Annotated in this window: 20 protein-coding genes; 14 read left to right on the plus strand and 6 right to left on the minus strand. The window is 72.3% G+C overall.

Annotation, left to right across the window (positions count from 1 at the left end):
- Positions 1-1,286: 1,286 nt before the first annotated feature.
- Both AB0E62_RS20210 and AB0E62_RS20215 read right to left on the minus strand, forming a co-directional pair.
- Positions 1,287-2,087 (minus strand): aminoglycoside phosphotransferase family protein, encoded by an 801-nt coding sequence (locus AB0E62_RS20210; RefSeq protein WP_362195182.1) that lies wholly within the window; start codon positions 2,085-2,087, stop codon positions 1,287-1,289.
- Between the two features lie 57 nt (positions 2,088-2,144).
- Positions 2,145-2,819, minus strand: a complete 675-nt coding sequence (locus AB0E62_RS20215; RefSeq protein WP_362195185.1) for an SUMF1/EgtB/PvdO family nonheme iron enzyme — start codon at positions 2,817-2,819, stop codon at positions 2,145-2,147.
- Positions 2,820-3,093: 274 nt separating this feature from the next.
- On the opposite strand from AB0E62_RS20215, the gene AB0E62_RS20220 reads away from it, so the two are divergent.
- The 4 genes from AB0E62_RS20220 (at position 3,094) to AB0E62_RS20235 (ending at position 6,833) form a co-directional block, all read left to right on the plus strand.
- Positions 3,094-3,699: a PadR family transcriptional regulator gene (locus AB0E62_RS20220; RefSeq protein ID WP_362195188.1), complete on the plus strand. Its 606-nt coding sequence runs from the start codon at positions 3,094-3,096 to the stop codon at positions 3,697-3,699.
- 172 nt (positions 3,700-3,871) lie between these two features.
- On the plus strand, positions 3,872-4,639 hold the full coding sequence (locus tag AB0E62_RS20225) for a Clp protease N-terminal domain-containing protein (RefSeq protein WP_362195191.1): 768 nt from the start codon (positions 3,872-3,874) through the stop codon (positions 4,637-4,639).
- Between the two features lie 46 nt (positions 4,640-4,685).
- Positions 4,686-5,690, plus strand: a complete 1,005-nt coding sequence (locus AB0E62_RS20230; RefSeq protein ID WP_362195194.1) for an EamA family transporter — start codon at positions 4,686-4,688, stop codon at positions 5,688-5,690.
- A gap of 192 nt (positions 5,691-5,882) precedes the next feature.
- Positions 5,883-6,833 carry a DMT family transporter gene (locus AB0E62_RS20235; RefSeq protein WP_362195197.1) on the plus strand — a complete coding sequence of 317 codons (951 nt, stop codon included), beginning with the start codon at positions 5,883-5,885 and terminating at the stop codon, positions 6,831-6,833.
- A 68-nt stretch (positions 6,834-6,901) separates the two neighbouring features.
- Here the strand turns inward: AB0E62_RS20235 and AB0E62_RS20240 are convergent, their stop codons facing one another.
- Positions 6,902-7,582, minus strand: coding sequence for a pyridoxamine 5'-phosphate oxidase family protein (locus AB0E62_RS20240; RefSeq protein WP_362195200.1), 681 nt, complete (start codon positions 7,580-7,582; stop codon positions 6,902-6,904).
- 47 nt (positions 7,583-7,629) lie between these two features.
- Between AB0E62_RS20240 and AB0E62_RS20245 the strand changes: the two genes are divergently transcribed.
- The gene (locus AB0E62_RS20245) at positions 7,630-8,961 is read left to right on the plus strand and encodes an aminotransferase class I/II-fold pyridoxal phosphate-dependent enzyme (protein WP_362195202.1); all 1,332 of its coding nucleotides are present in this window, start codon (positions 7,630-7,632) and stop codon (positions 8,959-8,961) included.
- A gap of 410 nt (positions 8,962-9,371) precedes the next feature.
- On the opposite strand, the gene AB0E62_RS20250 is transcribed toward AB0E62_RS20245, so the two are convergent.
- Positions 9,372-10,319 carry a DMT family transporter gene (locus tag AB0E62_RS20250; RefSeq protein WP_362195205.1) on the minus strand — a complete coding sequence of 316 codons (948 nt, stop codon included), beginning with the start codon at positions 10,317-10,319 and terminating at the stop codon, positions 9,372-9,374.
- Between the two features lie 74 nt (positions 10,320-10,393).
- Between AB0E62_RS20250 and AB0E62_RS20255 the strand changes: the two genes are divergently transcribed.
- Both AB0E62_RS20255 and AB0E62_RS20260 read left to right on the plus strand, forming a co-directional pair.
- Positions 10,394-11,296 carry a LysR family transcriptional regulator gene (locus tag AB0E62_RS20255; RefSeq protein WP_362195208.1) on the plus strand — a complete coding sequence of 301 codons (903 nt, stop codon included), beginning with the start codon at positions 10,394-10,396 and terminating at the stop codon, positions 11,294-11,296.
- A gap of 210 nt (positions 11,297-11,506) precedes the next feature.
- Positions 11,507-12,730: a PP2C family protein-serine/threonine phosphatase gene (locus AB0E62_RS20260; protein ID WP_362195211.1), complete on the plus strand. Its 1,224-nt coding sequence runs from the start codon at positions 11,507-11,509 to the stop codon at positions 12,728-12,730.
- A 170-nt stretch (positions 12,731-12,900) separates the two neighbouring features.
- Here the strand turns inward: AB0E62_RS20260 and AB0E62_RS20265 are convergent, their stop codons facing one another.
- Together AB0E62_RS20265 and AB0E62_RS20270 are read right to left on the minus strand one after the other, a co-directional pair.
- Complete coding sequence (locus tag AB0E62_RS20265) at positions 12,901-13,980, minus strand: mannose-6-phosphate isomerase (protein WP_362195214.1); 1,080 nt, start codon at positions 13,978-13,980, stop codon at positions 12,901-12,903.
- Positions 13,977-14,816 (minus strand): SDR family oxidoreductase, encoded by an 840-nt coding sequence (locus AB0E62_RS20270; protein ID WP_362195790.1) that lies wholly within the window; start codon positions 14,814-14,816, stop codon positions 13,977-13,979. Before AB0E62_RS20270 ends, AB0E62_RS20265 begins: the two co-directional genes overlap by 4 nt.
- A 222-nt stretch (positions 14,817-15,038) precedes the next feature.
- Between AB0E62_RS20270 and AB0E62_RS20275 the strand changes: the two genes are divergently transcribed.
- From AB0E62_RS20275 to AB0E62_RS20305, 7 genes are all read left to right on the plus strand, one after another.
- On the plus strand, positions 15,039-15,506 hold the full coding sequence (locus AB0E62_RS20275; RefSeq protein ID WP_362195217.1) for a hypothetical protein: 468 nt from the start codon (positions 15,039-15,041) through the stop codon (positions 15,504-15,506).
- A gap of 595 nt (positions 15,507-16,101) precedes the next feature.
- Positions 16,102-16,878: a HipA family kinase gene (locus tag AB0E62_RS20280; RefSeq protein ID WP_362195220.1), complete on the plus strand. Its 777-nt coding sequence runs from the start codon at positions 16,102-16,104 to the stop codon at positions 16,876-16,878.
- The gene (locus tag AB0E62_RS20285) at positions 16,875-17,324 is read left to right on the plus strand and encodes a DUF3037 domain-containing protein (protein WP_362195223.1); all 450 of its coding nucleotides are present in this window, start codon (positions 16,875-16,877) and stop codon (positions 17,322-17,324) included. Before AB0E62_RS20280 ends, AB0E62_RS20285 begins: the two co-directional genes overlap by 4 nt.
- A 147-nt stretch (positions 17,325-17,471) precedes the next feature.
- Positions 17,472-18,233, plus strand: a complete 762-nt coding sequence (fabG, locus tag AB0E62_RS20290) for a 3-oxoacyl-ACP reductase FabG (RefSeq protein WP_362195226.1) — start codon at positions 17,472-17,474, stop codon at positions 18,231-18,233.
- A 21-nt stretch (positions 18,234-18,254) separates the two neighbouring features.
- Positions 18,255-19,016, plus strand: coding sequence for an SDR family oxidoreductase (locus AB0E62_RS20295; protein ID WP_362195229.1), 762 nt, complete (start codon positions 18,255-18,257; stop codon positions 19,014-19,016).
- Between the two features lie 190 nt (positions 19,017-19,206).
- Entirely contained in the window at positions 19,207-20,784 is a 1,578-nt protein-coding gene (locus AB0E62_RS20300; protein ID WP_362195232.1) for an ABC transporter substrate-binding protein, read from the plus strand.
- A gap of 95 nt (positions 20,785-20,879) precedes the next feature.
- Positions 20,880-21,563, plus strand: coding sequence for a uracil-DNA glycosylase (locus tag AB0E62_RS20305; RefSeq protein ID WP_362195235.1), 684 nt, complete (start codon positions 20,880-20,882; stop codon positions 21,561-21,563).
- Positions 21,564-21,595: the final 32 nt, after the last annotated feature.

The following is a 21,595-nucleotide window of genomic DNA, read 5'->3' on the forward strand; positions in this document are numbered from 1 at the left end:
CCCTGACGACACGACCAGGGCACTCGGCGGCCAACAACATGGGGGGTCAGTTTTCAGAGACTCGCCGGGGGTCAGATTTCAGAGAGCGTTGACAGGCCGCCGTCGACGCCATCCTCACCGGCACCGAGAAGATCACCAAAGCGGGACTGCTGGCCGTCGACCTCGACATCGCCTCCCGCCGCAAGCAGCCCGGCACTGACGGATGACGTCGTCGGCCCCGGACACCGCGGTCGCCCGCCTTCCGTTCAAGGTTCGTCCACGACAGGGAGAAGGAGTCGCCTCTTTCATCACCCGCCTCGCTAGGGCCAACTACCTTCCTCCCGCCTACCTGCGGAAATACCTCGCTGAACCGCCCATGCACCGGGGCAGTCCGACCTGGCCCCGCGTTGCCGCCGCCGCTGGCCGCGACCCGGCCGAGCTCCGGCAGATCCTGAACACGGTCAACTGCGAGGAGTGCGGGGCCCGCATACAGTCCAAGGCGAGCTTCGGCGTCAAGCCGCTGACCTGTTCGAGAGCCTGCCGACAGAAGAGATACCGCAAGCGCCACCCCGCCAGCCAGTGGCGCCGGGAACGCTGCCGGATCTGCAGGAAGACCATGAGGATGCGTATCGGACAGCGCCGCCCTCTCTGCTCGTCGGCCTGCCGACGAGCCGCCTACCTCGAACGGCAACAGCGACGCACGGAACAGCCTGAAGCACCTTCCGGACCACAGGCCGACTCATCACCGGCCTGTGTGATCTGCGAAGTCCCTCTGCCACCGAGCGCTGCCAAGAGCGGGCGTCGCACGTGTTCTCAACGGTGCCGTCAAGCGGCATACCGCTGGAGAACAACACCACCGCGTCCCCCGGTTCGCACACCACCCCAACCCCTGAACCCCGCACCGGAATCCACCCGGACCTGCGAATTCTGCGGGGAACCACTTCCTCCCGGCCCCGGACAGTCACGACGCCGCACATGCTCAGGACGGTGTCGGCAAAGAGCCCACCGCTGGCGCACCCATCCATCCGAAGAACACCGCACTCAACAAGCAGCCCCAGCGTCCCCGAACCCCAACCCACCGCCCGAACCCGCGGCTTCACCCACCACGGTCGGGGCGAGGGCTGACGCCCTCGCCCCGACCCGCAACGAGTCACTGGAAACGTCACCCTGCACAGTCTGTTCGGGCCCCCTTCCCGAAGGACGCAGCAGGCCACAGCGCCGGACGTGCTCCCAGCGTTGCCGTCAGAAGGCATACCGCCAACGCAAGGCGATGCTTTTGTGAATCTGTCCTCGAACGCCCAGGCCGGTCAGTTCAGAAGGGCAGCTGTGAACGTCTGACGGTGGTCCACCAGCCAGGTCTGCAGGCGGTCCCAGCGTTCCCATCCACCACGCTCGGCCAACGCCCGGAGATAGACGGGGTCTCCGCCGGCCACGCGGCGGGCGACGAAGGCCCGGCAGACCTCCGTGGCCTGCTCGATGACGCCAGGCAACTCGGCGCGGTCCCCCGCCGAGAGGCCGTAGCCGTCGGCAAGAATCCGCAGCCGTGCGGCCGCATCCAGCCCAAGGGGATAGAGAGCGGCCGCAGACTCGGGATCACGCATGGGCACCCAATAGCGGGCGGTCATGGCGATGTCCCAGAGAGCACGGCCCGGGGCCGCCAAGTCGAAATCGATCAGGGCCGCGGCACGACCGTCGCGGAAGACGACGTTCTCCGGGCACACATCGTTGTGGCACAACATCGTTCCCCCCTCCGGGTCGGCGAGGTCCGCGGGCCACTCGGCGCGGGTGTCGACCGCGACGGCCGCGCTGGTCTCATGCAGACGCCGCAGCAGGCACCCCACCGATTCGAGGGCAGAACTCGTCATCGCCCAGTCCGGGAACGGCGGCAGAGCCACATCGCCAGGGATGAAAGTCAACTGCTCACGGCCATCCGCGGTGAGACCGACAGGGGCCGGCGCCGCGTCGAAGCCGTGCTCCTTCAGCGCAAGGAGATAGGCATGGAGGGCGCGCACGTTGCGCGGTGCCGGTCGCTCCACCAACTCCCCTCGGCGGAAGACTGCCCCCGCGTTCGCCATGCCGCCGGTCAGCGCCTCGTCTTCAGCCGTCATGAGGATCACGCTATCGCCCGATCGACCCCGCGCGGGCCGAGCTGCACACGACGTGAATCAGTGCACGACGGAACGCGCGACGCGGAAGCCCACGTCGTCGACCTGGAAAGTCGGATGGCTGCGGCGCCGCGCGGAGGCCCGGCAACTCCAGTGCTCATCGAACCAGCCACCGCCACGCAGCACCCGGTAGGCACCATAGACCTCGGCGTCGTAGACGTCCCAGCACCAGTCCCAGACGTTGCCGAGCATGTCGTAAAGCCCCCACGCATTCGGGCGTTTGCCGCCCACCTCGTGGATGCGCTCGTGCGAGTTACCGCGGTACCAGCCGATCTCGTCGAGCTCCCCGTAGCGCGGCCCGGTCGTCCCGGCACGACAAGCGTGCTCCCACTCGGCTTCGGTCGGCAGTCGAAACCCGTCGGCGGACGCGTCCCACTCGACATCTTCGGCCTCGTAACGGAAGTGGTACGCGGGCGTGAGGCCGACGCACTGGGACAGGGCGTTGCAGAACCGCGCCGCGTCCCACCAGGAGACGCACTCGACGGGCAACTGGTCGCCAGCGGTGGTACTCGGCCGCTGGCCTGTGATCTGTGCGTACAACGCCTGGGTGACCGGGGATGCCGCGAGCTGGTAGGGCGCAAGCTCGACCGACCAACTGCGCTGTGTCCGCCGGTCCGACAGCGTCACCTGCCCCGGCGGGATGGCGATCATCTCGTTCCCCGTCATCACGTTCATGATCAGAAGATCCTAACGAGACCTGTCAGTGCCAAACGACAGGGCCACCAGCGGTCGTCCTTGGCTGGCACGAACCTGCAAGTCGTCATCCTTCACTGACGCAGACAGCCATCGATCACCCTTCAGTGGCATTCGATCAACGTTCGCTGACACAGGTCACCGGCAAAACGCCGTGCGAGGGGCGAGAAAAGCTTGTTTCGATATATCGTTGACGCATCGCGAACGGTGCGCGATAGTTTTGAGACTGGTCGGCAAGGACAGGGAGTGAGTCGCGATGCGCACCCATGGATTCGAGCACGGGCACCGGCACGGGGGGCCCGGTCGGTGGGGGACGGGCGGGTTCGAGGGGCGGCGGGGTGCCTTCGGGCCGTTCGGACCCGGTGGGCCCGGGTTCGGCCCCGGCCCCTGGGGGCCTCGGGGGCGGGGCGGTCCGCGGGGGCGGGCGCGGCGCGGTGATGTGCGCGCCTCGCTGCTGGCCCTGCTCAAGGAACGGCCCATGCACGGCTACGAGATGATCCGGGAGATCGCCGAACGCAGCGGCGGCGCCTGGAAGCCCAGCCCCGGCTCGGTCTACCCCACCCTCCAGCTGCTGGAGGACGAGGGCCTGATCGCCAGCCGGAGTGAGGGCGGCAAGAAGCTGTTCGCGCTCACCGAGGACGGACGTGCCGCCGCCGAAGAGGGACCGGACGCCCCCTGGGAGGAGGCCTCGCGCGGGGTCGACTGGGAGGCCCTCGGCGAGATCCGCCAGGCCGGCTTCGGTCTGATGGAGGCCTTCGGCCAGGTCTGGAAGACCGGCAGCAAGGAGCAGCGGGAGAAGGCGCTGGCCGTCATCAACGACGCCCGCAAGAAGCTGTATCTGATCCTCGCCGACGAGCACTGAGCCGCGTACGACGGCCGCCCCCGGCAAGGCGGCGCGCGCGGACTCGCGGGACATCGGCCGGATCTCCTCCGCAAGGATGAGATCCGGGGCGGTGATGTCCACTCCGCGTGGGACGCGCAAATGGTTCCTGTCGCGGATGTCCCGTCCCGTTGCGGCTGATGAGGTAGGGGATGTGCAACCCCGTACAGCCCATCGGACCGCCCCCGGCCGAGCGGTTCCGCACCAGGACGGCGCTGCCGGGCTCGACGCGGAGCTGGCGGCGGTGGTCGCCGGTGCCCGCCGCAGGGCCGTCCGGGACGGGGACCGGCAGACCGACACCGCCCATCTGCTCCACGCCCTGCTGGAACACGACCCCGAGGCCCGAGCCGCCGTGGGCGAACCCCGGCGGCTCGCCCGGCTCCTCGGCTACCTCGTGCAGCGCAGCATCGGCTACGGACTGCGCTGGCAGGCCGGCGTCGAGGACTCCGGCGCGCTCCCCGTCGCAGCCGCGCCGGACGACCGTGCCGGGCGGCCGTCGGCGGACGTGCCGGGCCACCACCCCGAGCGGCCGCCCACGGATCGGTCGGGTACGTGCCCCGGGCAGCCGTCCGTGGACGGTAGGGGCCGGGACGCCGGGCGGCCGTCCGTGGACGGTGCGGGCCGGGATGCCGAGTGGCCGTCCGTGGACGGTGCGGGCCGGAGCGCCGAGCGTTGGTCGCCCGCCGCTGCCGCCGCGCTCGTCGGCGCCCGCACCCGCGCCCGGCGCCGGAACGCCCACCGTGTCACCGGGACCGATCTGCTCGCGGCGCTCGCCGCCGACCCCGCGTCCCGGGCCGTGGAGGTGCTCGAACGGGCCGGCATCGCGGCCCGCGAGCTGATCGCCCGCATCGACGCCCCGACCGGAACGTGCGCCGACGACGGCCGGGCGGACGGCCGGCGACCCGGACCGTCCATCAGCTGAGACAGGTGTCATAAGGGGTGACGCTCCTGTCGGTGCCTGTCATCATGTGCCGGTGCATACGTCTGTGATCAGTCAGGACAGTCCCGGCAAGGGTGCCGGGCTCGGCCTCGCGCTCGCCTCCGCGCTGGCCTTCGGCGGGTCCGGCGTGGCCGCGAAGCCGCTGATCGAGGCGGGCCTCGACCCGCTGCACGTGGTGTGGCTGCGGGTGGCGGGCGCCGCCCTGGTGATGCTGCCGCTCGCCGTGCGGCACCGTGCCCTGCCGCGCCGCCGGCCCGCGCTGCTCGCCGGGTTCGGACTGCTGGCCGTGGCCGGGGTCCAGGCCTGCTACTTCGCCGCGCTCTCCCGGATCCCAGTCGGCGTCGCCCTGCTCATCGAGTACCTGGCGCCCGCCCTGGTGCTGGGCTGGGTGCGGTTCGTGCAGCGGCGGCCGGTCACCCGGGCCGCCGCGCTGGGTGTCGTCCTCGCGGCCGGCGGTCTGGCCTGTGTGGTGGAGGTCTGGTCCGGGCTGAGCTTCGACGCGCTCGGCCTGCTGCTCGCCCTCGGCGCCGCCTGCTGCCAGGTCGGTTACTTCGTCCTCGCCGACCAGGGCGGCGACGCGGGCGAGACGGCACCGCATCCGCTCGGGGTCATCGCCTACGGGCTGCTCGTCGGCGCCGCCGTGCTGACCGCGGTGGCCCGCCCCTGGAGCATGGACTGGTCGGTGCTGGCCGGCTCCGCCGACCTCGACGGCACCGCCGTACCGGCCGGCCTGCTGCTCGCCTGGATCGTGCTCGTCGCCACGGTGATCGCCTACGTCACCGGAGTGCTGTCCGTGCGCCGGCTGTCGCCGCAGGTCGCCGGGGTGGTCGCCTGTCTGGAGGCGGTCATCGCGACCGTGCTGGCCTGGGTGCTGCTCGGCGAGCACCTCTCCGTGCCGCAGGTCGCCGGCGGCGCGGTCGTCCTGGCCGGCGCGTTCATCGCGCAGTCCGCCGGGCCCGGCAAGGGCACCCCCGAGCCGGCCGCCGCCGGCGGCGCGGAAAGGGAGTTGTCCGCCCGGGGCACCGCCGCCTAGAGTCCTGATCATGCCGCAGAACGCACTCGTCCTTCCGCCCCCGGCCGCCTGAGGCGGGCCTCCGGGACACTCGCCCGGCGCGCACGCGCCGGGCTGGACGGTGCTGCCCGCAGATGAAGTCAGCGCGCCCCGCAGAGCCGGGACGCCTTCGACCTTCCGCGCTGTCATGCGCGCTTCTGCGGAGAGATTCTGTTGTCGAACCCGTCGTCGAACCCTTCCTCCGGCCTGCCCGTCGGGCGTGGCCTGCTCTATCTGCTCGTCACCGGTGCCGCCTGGGGCACCGCGGGTGCCGCCGGCTCGCTGGTCTACCGGACCAGCGACCTGGGCGCCTTCGCCCTCTCCTTCTGGCGCTGTGCGCTGGGGCTCGCCTTCCTGCTGGCCGGCCGCCTGCTGCGCCCCCGCGCCCGCCGCACGGCCCCGGCCCGGCCGTCGCGCCGCGGGGTCGCGAGGGTCCTGACCACCGGAGTCGCCCTCGCCGTGTTCCAGACCGGGTACTTCGCGGCGGTGGCGTCGACCGGGCTGGCCGTGGCCACCGTCGTGACCCTCGGCGCGGGTCCCGTGCTGATAGCGCTCGGTGCCCGGCTGCTGCTCGGCGAGCGGCTGGGCGCGGGCGGCGCCGCGGCGGTCGCGGGCGCGCTCGCCGGGCTGGCCGTGCTCACCCTGGGCGGCTCGGCCGCGACCGTCCGGCCGGCGGGGGTGCTGCTGGCCGTGGTCTCGGCGGCGGGCTACGCCGCCATGACCCTGCTCACCCGCTGGTGGGGGAGGGACGGCGGCGCGGGCACCACGGTGGGCGCCTTCGCCGTGACCAGCCTGTGCCTGCTGCCGTTCGCCGTCCACGAGGGGCTGCTCCCGCACACCGCCCACCCGGGCCGGCTGCTGTGCCTGCTGCTCTACATCGCCGCCGTGCCCACGGCCCTCGCGTACGCGTTCTACTTCGCGGGAGCCGCGGTCGTCCGGTCGGCCACCGTCTCCGTGATCATGCTGCTGGAGCCGGTGACCGCGGCCGTGCTCGCCGTCCTCCTGCTCGGCGAACGGCTCACGGCGGCGACGGTGGCCGGCACCCTGCTGATGCTCGGTGCCGTCACGGGTCTGGCCGTGAGCGAGGCCCGTGCCTCCGGCCGCCCGGAGCCGACCGCGGTGTGACCGGCGGCCGCCCCGGGCCGGACCGTGGCCGCTACGGCGCCGCCATCCGCTCGGGGCGGACCGGGCCGCTACCGCGCCGCCAGGTAGTCCGGCAGCTCGATGCCGGGGGCCAGGTCGCCGTCGGGGACGGGGGTCTCGTAGCCCTTGCGCAGCGGGACGACGCCGGCCCAGTGCGGCAGGGACAGGTCCTCGGGCTCGTCGTTGACGCCGCCGGTGCGGACCTTGGCCGAGACCTCCTCCAGGTCCAGGCGGATCACCGCGGTGGCGGCCAGCTCCTTCTTGTTCGCGGGCCGGGAGTCGGCGGCCCGGCCCGGAACGACGTGGTCGACCAGCGCGTCCAGGGCCAGCCGCCGCTCGTCCGGGTCGGTGACCTCGTGCGCGACGCCGTGCACCACGACCGAGCGGTAGTTGATCGAGTGGTGGAAGGCGGAGCGGGCCAGGACCAGCCCGTCGACATGGGTGACCGTCAGGCACACCGGCAGGCCCGGGTCGGCCTGGCCGGCCATGCGCAGCGGCCGTGAGCCGGTCGAGCCGTGGACGTAGAGCCGCTCGCCGACCCGGCCGTACAGCGTCGGCAGCACCACGGGGGCGCCGTCCCGGACGAAGCCGAGGTGGCAGACGTACCCCTCGTCCAGGATCGCGTGCACCAGCTCCTTGTCGTACGACGCCCGCTGCGCGGAGCGCGTCGGCACGGTCCGGTCGGTCGGCGCGTAGCCGGCGGGCCGCGATTCCTCGGTGGTGCCCTGCATGGTCCCCTCCATGGCGGTCTGTATTGCACTAGTGCATAATGTGGTTTGTGCTAGGAGAGTATCGGATCGAAGGGCGTGGCGCAGCCGAGATCGCGGCCAGCGTCGAACAGGCGGTCGGGGCGGGCGGGCTTGAACCGGGGCAACTCCTGCCGCCCATGCGCGAGTTGGCGGCCCGGCTGGGGGTGAACCCGAACACGGTCGCCGCCGCCTACCGCATCCTGCGCGAGCGCGGGGTGATCGAGACGGCCGGCCGCCGGGGCAGCCGGGTCCGTCCCAAGCCGGCCACCACCGGCCGCGAGGAACTGCACGTCGAGGTGCCCCCCGGCGGCCGCGACCTGTCCACGGGCAACCCCGATCCCGCCCTGCTGCCCCGTCTGGCCCCGGCCCTCGCCGCGGCGGCCGAGCAGGGCGACCGGCGTCCCGTCCGCTACGGCGACGACCCCGTGGACCCGGACCTCGCCCGGCTCGCCCGCGCGGAACTCGACGCCGACGGCGTGCCCGCGGGCCCGCTGACCGTGACCTCCGGCTCCCTCGACGCCATCGAACGCCTCCTCACCGCACACCTCAGACCGGGCGACACGGTCGCCGTCGAGGACCCCGGCTGGGGCGGTCTGCTCGACCTCGTCCCCGCGCTCGGCCTGCACACGGCCCCGGTCGGCGTGGACGACGACGGCCCGCGCCCGGACGAGCTGCGCCGGGCCCTGGAGTCCGGGGCCCGGGCGCTGATCGTCACCGACCGGGCGCAGAACCCGACCGGCGCCTCGGTGACCGCCCCGCGTGCGCGTGCCCTGCGCGCGGTGCTGCGTGAGCACCCCGGGACCCTGCTCGTCGAGGACGACCACGGCCACGGCATCGTCGACCTGCCGCTGCACCCCCTGGCGGGCGTCACCCGCCACTGGGCCTTCGTCCGCTCCGCCGCCAAGGCCTACGGCCCGGACCTGCGCCTCGCCGTTGTCGCAGGGGACCCCGTCACCGTCGACCGGCTCCGGGGCCGCCAGCGCCTGGGCCCCGGCTGGGTGAGCCTGCTGCTGCAGCGGGCCGTGGCCCACCTGTGGGCGCACGGCGCGGTGGACCGGGCGGCGGTGGCCCGCTCCTACGGCGCCCGGCGGGACGCCCTGGTCGACGCGCTGGCGGAACGCGGCGTCACCGCCCACGGCCGCAGCGGCATGAACGTGTGGGTCCCGGTCCCCGACGAGACGGGCGCCCTGGCCCGGCTGCTCCAGAGCGGCTGGGCGGTGGCCCCGGGCGCCCGCTTCCGCCTCGCCTCCCCGCAGGCCGTCCGCATCACGGTCTCACCGCTCACCGGGGCGGACATCACCCCGTTGGCCGACGCGGTGGCAACGGCCGTACGCCCGTCCCCGGCCCGCGTCTACGGCTGAGTGCTGCCGGGGCCTGGCGGACGCGGCTGAGGACGGCCGGAGTTCGGCGGATGCGCCTGAGTGCTGCCGGGGCCCGGCGTCCGTGGCCGAGGACGCCAGGGCCCGGCGGTTGCGGCTGTCGGACGCCGGGGCCCGGTGGTTGCGGCTGTCGGACGGCCGGGCTCAGCGGTTGCGGCTGCCGGACGCCAGGGCCCGGCGGTTGCGGCTGTCGGACGCCGGGGCCCGGTGGTTGCGGCTGTCGGACGGCCGGGCTCAGCGGTCGCGGCTGCCGGACGCCAGGGCCCGGTGGTTGCGGCTGCCGGACGGCCGGGCTCAGCGGTTGCGGCTGCCGGACGCCAGGGCCCGGCAGTGGCGGCTGCCGGACGGCCGCGGGAAGGGGCGCGGCCGCCGTGGGCCCGCACCCCGTCCGCTCACGCGCCCTTCCCCCGCACCTGGGTCAGCGCCGCGCCCGCCAGGACGATCACCGCGCCCACCGGCGTCGTCCAGCGCAGCGACTCCCCGAGGATCGCCACCCCCGCCGCCGTGGCGATGACCGGGATGAAGTAGGTGACCATCTGGGCGGTGGTGGGCCCGACCTCGGCGACCAGCCCGTACTGGATCAGCACCGCCAGCCCCGTGCCCAGCGCCCCCAGCGCGGCGACGGCCAGCAGCGGGACGAGCGCGAAGTGCCCGGGCACGCCGGCGAACAGGGGGGTCACCACCGCGAGCTGGACCGTGGCCAGCAGCAACTGCCCGCCGGTCATGGACAGATGGGAGTTGCCCGTACCGGCCAGCGTCCGCCGGACGTAGATCCAGCCGACCGGGTAGCTCAGCGAGGCCAGCAAAGCCATCGCCGTACCCGTGGCGTCCAGCCCGTGGAAGCCCTGCCAGACGCCGAGCACGGTCAGCACGCCCAGGAAGCCCAGCCCCAGCCCGGCCACGCGCACCCGGGTCGGCCGGTCCTCGGACAGCGCGACCAGGGACAGGGCCATGCCCCACAGCGGGGAGGTGGCGTTGCAGATGCCGGCCAGGGTGGACGGGATCGTCAGCTCGGAGTAGGCGAACAGGGAGAACGGCAGGGCGTTCAGCAGGAACGCGGCGACCGCCATGTGGCCCCACAGCCGGGCCCCGCGCGGCAGCCGCTCCCGCTTCACGGCCATCGCGGCGACCAGCACCAGCGAGCCGAACACCAGCCGGCCGAGGGTGACCTGGAACGGCGCGTACCCCTCGGTCCCCACCTTGATCAGCAGGAAGCTGAAGCCCCAGATCAGGGACAGGAGGCCGAAGCGCAGCCGCCAGTCCAGGCGGGCGCGGCCGCCGGTGGGGGCGACGGCGGGGGACTGGGGGCGGGTGCGGGTGCGGGTGCTGATCGTGCTCATGGACACCACGATGCTGGAGGCAACCTCGTAGCACAATCGAGATTTCCCACCGAGTACCTCTTAGGATCGCTTACATGTTGAACCTTGAGCGCCTGCGCACCCTGGACGCCCTGGCCCGGCACGGCTCGGTCAGCGCCGCCGCCGACGCCCTGCACGTCACCACGTCCGCGGTCTCGCAGCAGCTGGGCAAGCTGGAGCGGGAGGTCGGCCAGCGGCTCCTCGCCAAGAACGGCCGGGGTGTGCGGCTCACCGACGCCGGCCGGCTGCTGTCGGAGCACGCCGCGCGCATCCTGTCCCAGGTGGAGCTGGCCGAGTCCGACCTGGAGGCGCACCGCGGCCAGGTCGTCGGCGAACTGCGGCTGTCGGCGTTCCCGACCGCGGCCCGGGGCCTGTTCCCCGCCGCGCTGGGCGCGCTGCGCACCGAGCACCCGGGACTGCGGGTGCGCTCCAGCGAACTGGAACCGGAGCAGGGCATCGCCGGGGTGGTCCGCGGCGATCTCGACCTCGCGGTGGTCCTGGACTGGTACAACAAGCCGATGCCCGTGCCCGACGGCCTGGTCAAGGCGCCCTTGCTGGACGATCCCGCCGATGTCGCCATGCCCGTCGGACACCGGCTCGCGGGCCGGGACGAGGTGGACCTGACCGAGTTCGCCGAGGACGAGTGGATCACCTGGGGCGAGGGCGAGTTCTGCCACGAGTGGCTGATGTTCACCCTGCGGTCCAAGGGCGTCGAACCGATCGTCGGCCACCGCGCCGGTGAGACCCATACCCAACTCGGCTTGGTGGCAGCGGGGCTGGGGGTGTGCATAGCGCCGCTGCTGGGCCGGCACCCGGTGCCCGAGGGCGTGGTCCTGGTGCCGCTCAGGCAGCGCGTGCGCCGCCATGTGTACGTGATCTGGCGGGCGGACGCCGACCGCCGGCCCTCGATCCGCGCCGCGGTCGAGGCGCTGCGGACGGCGGCGGGCCGGCTCGGCTGAGCCCCTTTCCAGGGCGGAGCGTCGGCATGTGTCCGGGTGGGTCCCCCGGACACGGCATGGGTACCCGGTGAGCGCATCAGAACCCGACCGGTGACAAGCCGGGCGGTGAGGAGGAACCGCGCATGCCGAGGACGCGCACGCAGCCCGGACGACCATCGCGGCCGGCGGCCCCGGCCGGCGGGAAGCGCCTTCCGTCCCGGGGTGCCCGTCGTGTTTGACAGGCCCGCGGCGGCCCTGGTGCTGGCACGGATGATGCAGGTCAGCCACACCGCCACGTTCGAGCAGCTTCCCGATGTGATCACCGAACACGCTGCCGGGATCGGCGTGTACGACACGGCTGTCTTCGTGGTGGACATCCGGGAGACGGTGCTGCGTCGGCTCACCGGCAAGGGCCCCGAGGCCGCGTGCGGTGGGCAGGAGTTCACGGTCGGAGGCAGCTTGCCGGGCCAGGCCTACCAGCGTGTGGGAGTGCTCGTCGACCCGGCGCCGGGCGGGGCGGTGAGCGGGCGGCGGCGGTGGTGGGTGGCTGTCACCGACGGCGTGGAGCGGCTGGGCGTGCTGCGGGCCGACACCGAGACCGACGACGAACCGACCCGGGACACCTTGCGCGATCTGGCGTCGATGACGGCTCTGCTGCTGCTCAGCAAGCGGTCCTTCAGCGATTCGTACGCGCGGTTGGTGCGCACCGAGCCGATGAACGTCGCCGCGGAGATGCAGTGGAACCTCACCCCGCCGCCCGCGTACGCCGGCCACGAGGTCACGGTGGGCGCGGCGATGGAACCGGCCTACCAGGTGGGCGGTGATGCCTACGACTACGCCGTCAACGGCACCACCTTGCACTTGGGCGTCTTCGACGCGATGGGTCATGACACGACCGCCGGAATCACCGCGAACGTAGCGGTGGCCGCCTGCCGCAACGCCCGCCGCCAGGGTGCGTCACCGGCGCAGACCAGCGAACGGGTGGAACAAGTGCTGCTGGAGCAGTTCAGCACCAGCCGCTACGTCACCGGCATCCTGGCCGACCTCGATACCGCGAACGGGCGGCTGACCTGGATCAACCGTGGCCATCACCTTCCGGTCCTCATCCGCGACAACCGCTGGACGACCGAGCTGGAATGCCCGCCGGCGGGGCCCATGGGCGCTGACCTGGGCCTGCCGGTGACCGAGCGCGTCGAGCACCTGCAGCCCGGTGACCGCCTGCTGCTGTACACCGACGGGGTGGTCGAGGCACGCGACAGGCGGGGCAGGGAGTTCGGCCGGGACCGCTTCGTCGACTTCGTCCGCCGCCAGCACGCCGGCCGGCTCACCTTGCACGAGACTCTGCGACGGCTGATGGCGGCGATCATGGAACACCACGAGGGGCAGCTCGACGACGACGCGACGGTCCTGCTCGCCGAGTGGCGCGGTGGCCACCAGGAGGAGCTGACCCCCTGAGTCCTTGTGCGCCATGAGCCCACGAGTCCCGTCCCGGCAGGAAGTGAGGACGGCCTGTGAGCCGACCCGCCCGCACCCGACGACCGGGAGGGTGACGCCGCCCGCGCGATGAACACATGGTCCTCGTGGACCCGTACAACGTGATGACGGCCGGGCACGTCGCTCGCGTGTCAGGCCCGCGCCGCGATGAACCGTTGCAGGAGCGGCAGTGGGTATCCCGCGGCGAGCAGGGGGGCGCGGACGTCGCGGTCGAGGTCGGGCAGGTAGCCGAACAGGACGTCGGCCGGTCCGGTGATCTCCGCTTCACGGCACGCCGCGGGCAGCACGAGCGTCTCCGCCCGGCCGAGTTCTCCGCTCCACGTGTCTGTCCGGACCCGCACCGGGGCGCCGGCGTTCGTCAGGATCTGTGCGGTGGCGAAGGACCGCCGCAACGGCTCCGCGGTGCCGGCGCGCCAGCGTTCCAGGGCGAAGTACGGGCCCGCGCACAGGAAGACCCGCTCCACCCCGTCTCCGGCGGCGATGCTCAGTCCGGGATGGAACTCCGGCCGGGAGCCGAGATCGGCCTGCCGCATCAGCATGTCGAGGTTGGCTCGGAACTCATCCTCGCCCACCGGGGAGCCGTCCTCCATGTGCCAGCGCATCGCGTGCTGCTGGATGTCGGACGTCTGCTCGATCTCGTAGACGAGGGTGTCCGGCCCGAAACTGTGCGGGGTGCCGCCGGGCACGTAGAGGGTCTCTCCGGCGCGTACCGGCAGACGGCGCAGAACGGCGTCGAAGTCCTGCGCCTCCAGCGCGGCCCGCAGCCGGCCGGCCGTCACCCCCTTCTTGACGCCGCACAGAGCGGTCGCGCCGGGGGCGGCGTCCAGGATGTGCCACGCTTCGGTCTTGCCGTTGGGCTGGCCTTCCAGACGCCGGGCGGCCTCGTCGTCGGCGTGGAGGTGCACGGGCAGGGTGCCGCCGGCGTCGATGAACTTCGTCAGCAGGGGGAAGCACTCCCCGGACCAGCCGGTGCCCATGAGCGCTTCGGGACGGTCGGTGAGGACCTGGCGCAGGGACCGGCCGGCCGACGGACCGTTGGTCACCACGCTGCGGTTGCCCTCGACGTCGCTGCATTCCCAGGTCTCCGCGACGCTCCAGTCCGGCAGGCCCTTCTTTCCCAGGCGGCGGGCGATGGCGTGCCCGCCGAACACCAGTGGCCTCGCCGTGACGGACAGCCGCAACGGATACGGTGCCGCCGCCCGCCCGCTCACAGGATCGGCTGCCCGCCGGTGACGGCGACCCGGGCCCCGGAGACGTAACTGGCCTCGTCGGACGCCAGCATGACGTACACCGGCGCCAGTTCCGCCGGCTGGCCCGGACGGCCGAGCGGTACCTGGGATCCGAAGGACTCGACCTGCTCGGGCGGCATGGTCGCGGGGATGAGCGGTGTCCAGATGGGCCCCGGGGCGACGCTGTTGGCGCGGATGCCCTTCGGGGCCAGCATCTGGGCCAGCGAGCCGACCATGTTGGCGATGCCGGCCTTGGTGACGTTGTAGGCCAGGAGCTGCGGCGGCGGACTGTCGGAGTTGACCGAGGTGCTCCCGATGATCGCCGAGCCGGGCCGCATGTGGGGCACGGCGGCCTTGGTCAGGTGGAAGAAGGCGCTGAGGTTGATCGCGAGGGTGCGGTCCCACTCCTCGTCGGGAATGTCCGTGACGGAGTCGCGCGTCATCTGGTGGGCGGCGTTGTTGACCAGCACGTCGACCCGGCCGAACTCCTTCACGGCCGTGTCGATGATGGAGCGGCAGTGCGCCGGGTCGGCCACGTCTCCGGGCACCGGCACGCACGTACGGCCGGCCTCCCGCACCCACCGCGCGGTCTCCTCGGCGTCTTCGTGTTCGTCCAGATAGGAGATCAGGACGTCCGCACCCTCACGGGCGTAGGCGATCGCCACGGCGCGCCCGATCCCGCTGTCCCCACCGGTGATCACCGCGGCCTTGCCGGCCAGCCGTCCGGAGCCCCGGTAGCTGTGCTCACCGTGATCGGGTTCGGGCACCATTTCTCCGGTCACACCGGGCGGGACCTGCTGCTGGCGGGGCTGAGACATCATGACTCCGGACATTGCTCGGACGGGGCGAGGGCCGGCGCCGAGAAGGTCGGCCCCCGCGGACGATCGAGGCGGTGAGTACCCCGCCGCACCCCGTGTCTATCCGTCCGTTCCGTCCGTTCCGTCCGTCCGTCCGACGGCGAGGTTCGCGCAGCCCGGACAGCAGCTGTATGTGCTCTTTTGTCTGATTCATAAATGCATGCCTGGGAAACCCGGTCAGGCATGATGCAGAGCATTGTGCGTGGTGGCGCGGCAGGTGCCGCCGGGACGACAGTACTGAACGCCGTGACGTACGCCGACATGGCGCTGCGGGGCAGGCCGGCGAGTCAGGCGCCCGCTCAGACCGTGGACAAGATGGCCCACGAGGCGGGGCATCCGGTTCCGGGCACGGACGACACCCGGGACAACCGGCTTTCCGGGCTGGGCGCTCTGTCGGGTATCGCCGTCGGCTGCGGTGTCGGAGTGGCTGTCTCGCTCACGCGCAGCATCGGCATCCGCTTGCCGTGGTGGCTGGGAGGCGCGGTCACCGGCGCCCTGGCCATGACCGTCACCGACCTGCCGATGGCGCGGCTGGGCGTGAGCGACCCCAAGGGCTGGTCGGCGAAGGAATGGGCCTCGGACGTCGTACCGCATCTGATGTACGGGCTGACCACCTACGGGGTGCTGACCGCCGCCGACCGCCGGGCGTGACCCGCCTGGCCGTTCGGCATCCGTAGCGGTGGCTTCGGTACCGGCCGGGCGGGGCTCCGCGGGACGGGTGCGCCCCGGCGCGGGTCCTCGGGGCGCCGGCCGCGTCGAAACGCCCTCCGCCTGCGGTGCGCTGCCCGCGCGAGCGGGGAGGGAGGTACTCGAAGCGGCCGGCTTCGGCGGCGTCAGGGTGCCCGTCACTGCCGTGTGCGGACTCACCTGCGGATCTCCACCGGCCGGCTGAACGTCGCCGAGCGCGTGCTCGGCCACACCGTCGACGTCCCGCGCGAGGGCCTGCGCCGGGGCGCGCCCGTGGTGGGGCCTGGAGAACCCGGTCGCACGGCGGTGTTCCGCTCCGAGTGCGCGGTCGTGGGCCCCGGCGCCGAGCGCGAGGTGCTGGTGCGCGCCGGGCGGACGAGGCCGGCGAAGCCGCGCCGGTGCCCGCGGGCGGCTCGGGCATTCCTCCCCGGCTGTCACCCACCGTTACTATGCTCACTTCATGCCGGAGGCCGGTGGCCGGCCGTGGACGCGTGCCCGGACCGAACCCCCTGTAGGCGATCATGGAACGCAAGGTCAGTGAGCACGGGAGCCTTCGGGAATGTTGAGAAAAGTCACCGCGACCCGCTACATCACACCTCTGCGTGAGGGCGGCTCGTTGCCGGGGCTTGTCGAGGGCGACGACTTCGGGACCTACGTCGTCAAGTTCGCCGGTGCGGGGCAGGGCCGCAAGACCCTGGTCGCCGAGGTGGTGTGCGGCGGGCTCGCCCGGCGGCTCGGGTTCCGCATGCCCAAGCTGGTCACCCTCGAAGTGGACCCGGTCCTCGGACTCGGCGAGCCCGAGCAGCAGGTGCAGGACCTGCTGCGCGGCAGCGGCGGCACCAACCTCGGCATGGACTTCCTGTCCGGCGCCCTCGGCTATGACCCGCTCGCCTTCCCGGTGAGCCCCGAGGAGGCCGGCCGGATCGTGTGGTTCGACGCGCTGGTCAACAACGTCGACCGCTCCTGGCGCAACCCCAACCTCCTCGTGCACCGAGGGGAGTTGTGGCTCATCGACCACGGCGCCACGATGATCTGGCACCACAACTGGCCCGGCGCCGACGCCTCGGCGGCCCGCCCGTACGACGCCTCCGACCACGCCCTCGCCGGCTTCGCCCCGGACGTGCGCGCCGCCGCGGCCGACCTCGCCCCCCGGGTCACCGAGGACCTGCTCGCCGAGGTCACCGCCGAGATCCCGGACGTCTGGCTCGACGGCGAGCCGGGCTTCGACACCCCGGACGGCCTGCGCCGGGCCTACGCGCGGCCGCTGCTGGCGCGCGCGGCCGTCATCGCCGAGCGGATCACCGGACTCGGCACCGGAGCGGAGGAGGGCAAGTGAGCGAGCGGCACATCCACATGGCCGGTCATGTCACCGAACGGCACATCACCCGGGCGGGCCAGGGCGGTGACCGGGACGTGTTCGAGTACGCGCTGCTGCGGGTCGTACCCCGGCTGGAGCGCGGGGAGTGCGTCAACGCGGGCGTGGTCGTCTACTGCCGCGCCCAGGGCTACCTCGGCGCCCGCACCCACCTGGACGAGGCCCGGCTGCTGGCCCTGGACCCGGCCGCCGACGTGGCCGGGGTGCGGGCCGCGCTCGCCGCGATCGAGCGGCACTGCGCGGGCGGCGAGCAGGCCGGACAGGCGGCCGGCGACGACGCGGGGCGCCGCTACCGCTGGCTGGTCGCGCCCCGCTCCACCATCGTCCAGCCCGGTCCCGTGCACACCGGACTGACCGCCGACCCGGCCGCCGAGACGGAGCGCTTGCTGAATCTCCTGGTGAGGTAATCGATCACACCGGCCGATGTTGCCGTTGACACCGCGTGCCAGGGCTTCTAGCGTCACGGGTGGAGAAGGTACTAAGCGGTCGCTCACCGCACCGGGAGGTCCTCTCCGAGGGTCCGACAGGTTCTCTCAAGGGCGAGGAGAAACAGCATGTCCACCAATGAACAGCGGGTCGCGGTAGTCACCGGCGCGGCGCGCGGCATCGGCGCCGCCACCGCCGTACGGCTGGCCGCCGAGGGCCGCGCGGTCGCCGTGATCGACCTCGACGAGGCCGCCTGCAAGGACACCGTCGAAAAGATCACCGCGGCCGGCGGCAAGGCCGTCGCGGTCGGCGCGGACGTCTCCGACGAGGCGCAGGTCCAGGCGGCCGTCGCCCGCGTCGCCGAGGAACTGGGCGCTCCCACGATCCTGGTCAACAACGCGGGCGTGCTGCGCGACAACCTGCTGTTCAAGATGAGCGTGTCCGACTGGGACACGGTCATGAACGTGCACCTGCGCGGTTCGTTCCTGATGACCAAGGCCGTGCAGCAGCACATGGTCGAGGCCGGCTGGGGCCGGATCGTCAACCTCTCCTCCTCCTCGGCACTCGGCAACCGCGGCCAGGTCAACTACTCGGCCGCCAAGGCCGGTCTGCAGGGCTTCACCAAGACCCTCGCCATCGAGCTGGGCAAGTTCGGCATCACCGCCAACGCCGTCGCCCCGGGCTTCATCGCCACCGAGATGACCAAGGCCACCGCCGACCGCGTCAAGATGGACTTCGAGGACTTCAAGAAGGCCGCCGCCGGCCAGATCCCGGTGCAGCGCGTCGGCGAGCCCGAGGACATCGCCAACGCCATCGCCTTCTTCACCGGCGAGGAGGCCGGGTTCGTCTCCGGCCAGGTGCTGTACGTCGCCGGCGGACCGCTCAACTAGGGATTCAGGGGTAGCACGGACATGACTGAACTCCCGGAGCCCTCCGGCAGGGTCGCGATCGTCACCGGCGCCAGCCGCGGCATCGGCTACGGCGTCGCCGAGGCGCTGGTCGCCCGCGGTGACCGCGTGTGCATCACCGGACGCGGCGAGGACGCCCTGACGGAGGCCGTCGAGCGGCTCGGCGCCGAGCGGGTCATCGGCGTCGCCGGCAAGGCGCACGACCTCGGCCACCAGACCGAGGTCGTCGAGCGCACCATGGAGGCCTTCGGACGGGTCGACTTCCTCGTCAACAACGCGGGCACCAACCCGGTGTTCGGCCCGATCGCGGACCTCGACCTCGACGTCGCCCGCAAGGTCTTCGAGACCAACGTGATCTCCGCCCTCGGCTTCGCCCAGAAGACGTGGCACGCCTGGCAGAAGGACAACGGCGGCGCGATCGTCAACATCGCCTCGGTCGCCGGCCTGTCGGCCTCGCCGTTCATCGGCGCGTACGGCGTGAGCAAGGCCGCGATGATCAACCTGACCCAGCAGCTGGCGCACGAGTTCGCGCCGCGGGTCCGGGTCAACGCGATCGCCCCGGCCGTGGTCAAGACCAAGTTCGCGCAGGCTCTGTACGAGGGCCGCGAGGAGGAGGCCGCGGCCGCCTACCCGCTGGCCCGGCTCGGGGTGCCCTCCGACATCGGGGGCGCCGCCGCGTTCCTCACCTCCGGGCAGTCCGACTGGATCACCGGTCAGACGCTCGTCGTGGACGGCGGCATCTTCCTCAACGCCGGCGTGTCCTGACCGGGTCCTCCGGGCGCCCGTCCGCCGGACGGACCGGGCGCCCGGAGGACCGCCCGCGACCCGCCCGGCGGACCCACGGCGTCGTCCTCGCCGAAGAGGCCAACAAGCCCTGGTTCAGGGGAGGTTCACGGACAGGGACGCTGCGGTATGGTCTGCCGACCCTTGGTACGGCGGATCGAGGAGCGTGCGCGTGTCCCACCGGAACCGATTCCTGCGAGGAGCCGCGGCGATCGCGTCCCTGTCCCTGGTGGCCGGCTGCGGCCTGCTCTCCGACGACGACCCCGGCGACCAGGGCCCGATCGTCGTGGGCACCACCAGCACCCCCAGCACGCTGGACCCCGCCGGGGCCTGGGACGGCTCCTGGGAGCTGTACCGCAACATCTTCCAGACGCTCCTCGCCTACCCGAACGGCGCCACCACCCCCCAGCCCGACGCCGCCCGGACCTGCGCCTTCACCGACTCCACGAGCCGCACCTACCACTGCGAGCTGCGCGCCGGCCTGAAGTTCTCCGACGGCGACCCGCTCACCGCCGACGCCGTCCGGCACTCCATCGACCGCATCCGAGCCATCGACGCCCCCGGCGGCCCCGCCGGACTGCTCGGCAGCCTGGACCGGGTGGAGACCTCCGGCGACCGCGACATCGTCTTCCACCTGAACAGGCCCGACGCCACCTTCCCGTTCGTGCTGGCCACCCCCGCCATGTCCCTGGTCGACCCGGACGACTACCCGGCGGACGCCCTGCGCAAGGACACCGACGTGCACGGCTCCGGGCCGTACGAGCTGCGGTCCTACGAGGAGGGGGAGCGGGCCGTCCTGGAGCGCAACGAGTCCTACCAGGGCTTCGCCAAGCGGCGGAACGACGCGGTGACCATCCGCTACTTCAAGGACTCCGCCGGCATGGTCGAGGCGCTGCGCGACAAGCGCATAGACGTCACCTACCGCGGACTCGCCGCCGACGACATCGTGGCGCTCCAGGAACACGACGACGACGAACTGCAACTGGTCGACGGCGCCGGCACCGACATCAGCTACCTGGTGTTCAACCCCGGGGACCCCTGGGCCGGGCGGACCGCCGTCCGCAAGGCCGTCGCCCAGCTCGTGGACCGGGGCGCCATCGCGCACAAGGTCTACAAGGACACCGTCGACCCGTTGTACTCCATGGTCCCCAAGGGTCTGACCGGTCACACCACCGGCTTCTTCGACGACTACGGCGAACCGAGCGTCACCAAGGCCCGCACCCTCCTCTCCGAGGCCGGCATCACCCGGCGGGTCCCGCTCACCCTCTGGTACGCCACCGACCGCTACGGCTCCGAGACCGGCCTGATGTTCAAGGAACTGAAGCGGCAGCTGGACGGCTCCGGCCTGTTCACCATCACCCTCCGCAGCCGCCCCTGGAAGGACTTCGTGACCGGCTACCAGCACCACGAGTACCCGGTGTTCGGACGCGGCTGGTTCCCGGACTTCCCCGACGCGGACGACTACATCGCCCCGTTCGTCGGCGAGCACAACGCCCTCGGCACGCCCTACCCGGCCAAGGCGATCACCGGCAGGCTGCTGCCCCACGCGCGCGCCGAGAGCGACCGCGCCCGGACCGTCAAGGACATGGAGGCCGCCCAGCGGATCCTGGTGGACGACGCCCGGCTGCTCCCGCTGTGGCAGGGCCGGCAGTTCGTGGCGGCCAGCGTCGACATCTCCGGCGGCGAACAGGCCCTGGACCCCTCGACGGTCATGATGATGTGGACGCTGCACCGCAAGACCAGCTGGTGAGACCCCGCGCGGCAGTCGTTGTCAGTGGTCGCCTGTAGGTTCGGATCCTGAAGTGACCGCACGCGGTACCTGATCGACATCGTGAGGACGTTGACGTGACCGACATCGCCATGCTGCCCGAGTCCTGGCGCGGGGTTCTGGCCGACGAACTGCAGCAGCCCTACTTCAAGGAGCTGACCGAGTTCGTCGAGGAAGAGCGGGCGAAGGGCCCCGTCTACCCGCCGCGCGAGGAGGTCTTCGCCGCGCTGGACGCCACGCCGTACGACCGGGTGAAGGTCCTCATCCTCGGCCAGGACCCGTACCACGGCGAGGGCCAGGGCCACGGCCTGTGCTTCTCGGTCCGCCCCGGGGTGAAGACCCCGCCCTCCCTGCGGAACATCTACAAGGAGATGCACGAGGAACTGGGCCTGCCCGTCCCGGACAACGGCTACCTGATGCCGTGGGCCGAGCAGGGCGTGCTGCTGCTCAACGCGGTCCTCACCGTCCGGGCCGGCGAGGCCAACTCGCACAAGGGCAAGGGCTGGGAGAAGTTCACCGACGCCGTGATCCGCGCGGTGGTCTCCCGCCCCGACCCGGCCGTCTTCGTCCTGTGGGGCAACTACGCCCAGAAGAAGCTCCCGCTGATCGACGAGACCCGGCACGTGGTGGTCAAGGGTGCCCACCCCTCGCCGCTGTCCGCGAAAAAGTTCTTCGGCTCCCGCCCGTTCACGCAGATCAACGAGGCGATCGCCGCGCAGGGACACGAGCCGATCGACTGGCGCATCCCGAACCTGGGCTGACGGGAGCGAGGGGCAGGTGGGGGCCACTGCCG

The organism is Streptomyces sp. NPDC038707 (genome assembly GCF_040636485.1).
GTDB lineage: Bacteria > Actinomycetota > Actinomycetes > Streptomycetales > Streptomycetaceae > Streptomyces.

Coding starts and splice junctions, on each gene's coding strand:
- AB0E62_RS20215 (WP_362195185.1), bottom strand. CDS start 2,819: ATGAACGTGATGACGGGGAACGAGATGATCGCCATCCCGCCGGGGCAG.
- AB0E62_RS20270 (WP_362195790.1), bottom strand. CDS start 14,816: ATGTCTCAGCCCCGCCAGCAGCAGGTCCCGCCCGGTGTGACCGGAGAA.
- AB0E62_RS20255 (WP_362195208.1), top strand. CDS start 10,394: ATGTTGAACCTTGAGCGCCTGCGCACCCTGGACGCCCTGGCCCGGCAC.
- AB0E62_RS20280 (WP_362195220.1), top strand. CDS start 16,102: ATGTTGAGAAAAGTCACCGCGACCCGCTACATCACACCTCTGCGTGAG.
- fabG (WP_362195226.1), top strand. CDS start 17,472: ATGTCCACCAATGAACAGCGGGTCGCGGTAGTCACCGGCGCGGCGCGC.
- AB0E62_RS20250 (WP_362195205.1), bottom strand. CDS start 10,319: ATGAGCACGATCAGCACCCGCACCCGCACCCGCCCCCAGTCCCCCGCC.
- AB0E62_RS20275 (WP_362195217.1), top strand. CDS start 15,039: ATGATGCAGAGCATTGTGCGTGGTGGCGCGGCAGGTGCCGCCGGGACG.
- AB0E62_RS20220 (WP_362195188.1), top strand. CDS start 3,094: ATGCGCACCCATGGATTCGAGCACGGGCACCGGCACGGGGGGCCCGGT.
- AB0E62_RS20210 (WP_362195182.1), bottom strand. CDS start 2,087: ATGACGGCTGAAGACGAGGCGCTGACCGGCGGCATGGCGAACGCGGGG.
- AB0E62_RS20240 (WP_362195200.1), bottom strand. CDS start 7,582: ATGCAGGGCACCACCGAGGAATCGCGGCCCGCCGGCTACGCGCCGACC.
- AB0E62_RS20295 (WP_362195229.1), top strand. CDS start 18,255: ATGACTGAACTCCCGGAGCCCTCCGGCAGGGTCGCGATCGTCACCGGC.